Source organism: Carnobacterium sp., from assembly GCF_040274425.1.
The window spans coordinates 1-2,998 of record NZ_JBEMBC010000154.1 but is presented as its reverse complement, the minus strand read 5'-3'; the positions used below and the strand labels follow the sequence as shown (position 1 = coordinate 2,998).

At 37.1% G+C, this 2,998-nt stretch carries 2 protein-coding genes; both read right to left on the bottom strand.

Features of this window, described 5'->3' with window-relative positions:
* Positions 1-50: 50 nt before the first annotated feature.
* Entirely contained in the window at positions 51-1,118 is a 1,068-nt protein-coding gene (locus ABS911_RS14845) for a FecCD family ABC transporter permease (protein WP_251166314.1), read from the bottom strand.
* Between the two features lie 24 nt (positions 1,119-1,142).
* Complete coding sequence (locus tag ABS911_RS14840) at positions 1,143-2,183, bottom strand: ABC transporter substrate-binding protein (RefSeq protein ID WP_350468196.1); 1,041 nt, start codon at positions 2,181-2,183, stop codon at positions 1,143-1,145.
* Between the last annotated feature and the right edge of the window lie 815 nt (positions 2,184-2,998).

Here is a 2,998-nt window from a genome sequence, read left to right as displayed (position 1 = left end):
CTTCTGAGAGGCAATAGATACCGATACGTTATCAATCGTTAAATTCATACTTACCCTCCAAACTCGTAGCCTTTTTTCACAAAAATATAAATGAACAGTGGTGCACCAATTAAAGAGGTTAAAATACCAATAGGCAATTCAACCGTTGGCAGGATAATGCGAGACAAGATATCGCACCATACCATGAATAAGGATCCTGAAAAAACTGATAATGGTAAAAAATACCGATGATTTGACCCGACTATCCCACGGACAATATGTGGGATAATCAACCCTACAAATCCAATCATTCCAGTATTTGCCACAATGACTCCCGTTAAAACCGACGTAATAACGAGATACAATTTGCGGTAAAATTTCAAATTTACTCCAAGCGTAATGGCTGATTCATCGCCTAATAACATAAGATTCAACGTCCGTATTTGGGTTAAGAAAAAGAGCAAACAAACCAGAACAACGGTGGCTATCAAAAGAAGCTTGGACCAACTGGCTCCTACTAAACTTCCCATCATCCAAAAAGTGACGGAACGAATCCCTTCCGCATCGTTAGCAATATAAATAATAAAATTGGAAAAGGCTGTAAAAAGAGCATTTAATACCATCCCGGATAAAATCAATTTGATTGAATTCATTTGTCCAGTAGCGTTCGACAGCAGTAAGACTAGCAGAGCAGCTATCACAGCACCTAAAAATGCCCAAAAAGACAAACCAAATTGAGCCAATATACTGGTTCCACCAAAGCCGATCATGATAGCAAATGTTGCCCCCAGAGAGGCTCCAGAAGAAATACCCAAAATATAAGGGTCTGCGAGTGGATTCTGGACCGTTGTCTGCATGACCGCACCAGCTAAGGATAAGCCCATACCTGTGAGCATCGCTAATAGTACTCTCGGAAAACGAATCTGCCAGATGATATTTTCGAAAGAATCAGAAGAACCTCCCGGTAAGTTATCAATCCTTCCACCTGACAAATTTTTGAGCAGTATCTGAAAAGATTCTTTTAAAGGCACTGCAACTTGTCCGATCGCGACACCGATTCCAACCGAAAAAATAATCAATACAATAAGAAGGAGTAAACACATATAAAATAACTTTCGTTGTTTATCGATGTGGTTCATCAGCTTACTCCCTCCTACTATAAATTAATTTTTTGACTGCATTTCAGCGCTGAGTTGTTCCATACCGGTTAAAATTTGGTACCCATAACTCCAGAACTGATTGTAATCGATCGTATAGATACGGTCTTCTTTGATTGCTGTCAGACTTGAAAGTGCGTCATTTGCTTTCAAATCAGCTAAGCTTTCTTTGGGATCGCGTCCACCAGTATAGTTAACCAATAATAATACATCTGGATCAGCTTCCAATAAAGCTTCCACACTTATTTCTCCCGTTGCATCTGAAAATGTATTTTCTAAACTCATATAGCTTAATGCATCGTTTAAGTAAGTGTCTGCTGCTCCACTGTAAATATCCACATTCGTACCTTCTGCTCCAAAAATATACGCATAATCAAGTGTTTCTTGTTTAGTAGGAATGGCTGCGACGATCGCGTCTATCCGCGTTTGCACATCCGTTGAAAATTGTTGTGCCTTCTCTTCAACCGTAAATAATTTTCCTAACTGATCAATGTCTGTATAGATATCCTCAAAAGTTGCGCCAGTCGTTGATGTCGCTTGAATATACGTCTGAATACCCACGTCATTTAATTCTTCAACTGTTCCTGTTCCCCATTCGGCATTGGCAAACAGTTGCCCACGCCCCACAACGATATCCGGATCAGTACCTACAACTAATTCTTTTCCTACGTATCCTTCTGACAAAACAGGAATGCTAGAGAAATCTTCAGTCACCGCTTCATCCCCTTCACCGTATAAGGCAGCTACGCCTACAATGTCTTCAGCTAATCCAAGTTGGATCAGCAACTCCGCTGTTCCCTGATTATTGGCCACAATCGATTTTGGACTAAATTCGTACGTGATTTCTTTTTCTGAAAATACCGCGCCTTCTGACGATGCAGTGTAATTATCCAACGTTAATGGAAAAGTTGTTTTTTCTGTCTGTTCCATTGACTGTTCATTCGCAGCTGTCTGTTCTTCAGCAGCATTTTTTTCTCCACACGCCCCTAGCAACAAGGTTGAAGCTGTAATAAGACCTAAGTATTTCATTGTTTTTAGTATAGTCATTTTTTCATCTCCAATTATTTTATATTTTTTCTATTCGTTCAGTTCTGCACTTTCATACTTTTATATATTGTCTAAAACCAGATAACTATATAAGACAAATCAAACTTTTTAAATTGATAAGTATCTTCGATTCTAATTATATGATTGAATTTTATTAAAGTAAATAGAAATGTTCAATTATTCACAAATATTTATAGTAAGATTTACTATTCCGATATTTTTCTATTGGTTAATTCAAAAAAAGCCATGTAGACAAACTAAATTCATTAAAATTCTAAATCACATTCTAACTTGGTTAACTTATTATTATTTTCACTTGCGGACACTATTGTCTCTTTTTATTGGACAATTGCTGTGGGATAAAAGGAATTTTAAATTTTCATTCAATAAAGTAAAAATTATCATAAGATAACTAGTTACTTTTCCAAAAATAAGTGTTTTTGAAAATCATCTTTATGTAAAAATAAAAACTCTAAAATCCAAAAAAAGGAATAGTGTGACTCTCACTTCCATTTCTGATACAATAGCCCAGTCACGCTATTTCTCAGAGAAATTATATACCTGTTCGGATTAGGTCGATTTTTGAAAGATAGTCAGACTCTCGTATGCTAAACCAACCTAATCTGGAACACATTCACAAAAATTAAATGCATGTATAACATGCCGAGGGAGAACCATTTGTTATTTAATGAATTAGAATTGAACCAACACCTATTGCACGCGCTAAAAGAAGCAGGCTATACGAAAGCAACGCCTATCCAAGAGGATGCCATTCCGCATCTGATGAACAACAAGGACTTGTTGGGTTGTGCCCA

Coding starts and splice junctions, on each gene's coding strand:
- ABS911_RS14845 (WP_251166314.1), bottom strand. CDS start 1,118: ATGAACCACATCGATAAACAACGAAAGTTATTTTATATGTGTTTACTC.
- ABS911_RS14840 (WP_350468196.1), bottom strand. CDS start 2,183: ATGACTATACTAAAAACAATGAAATACTTAGGTCTTATTACAGCTTCA.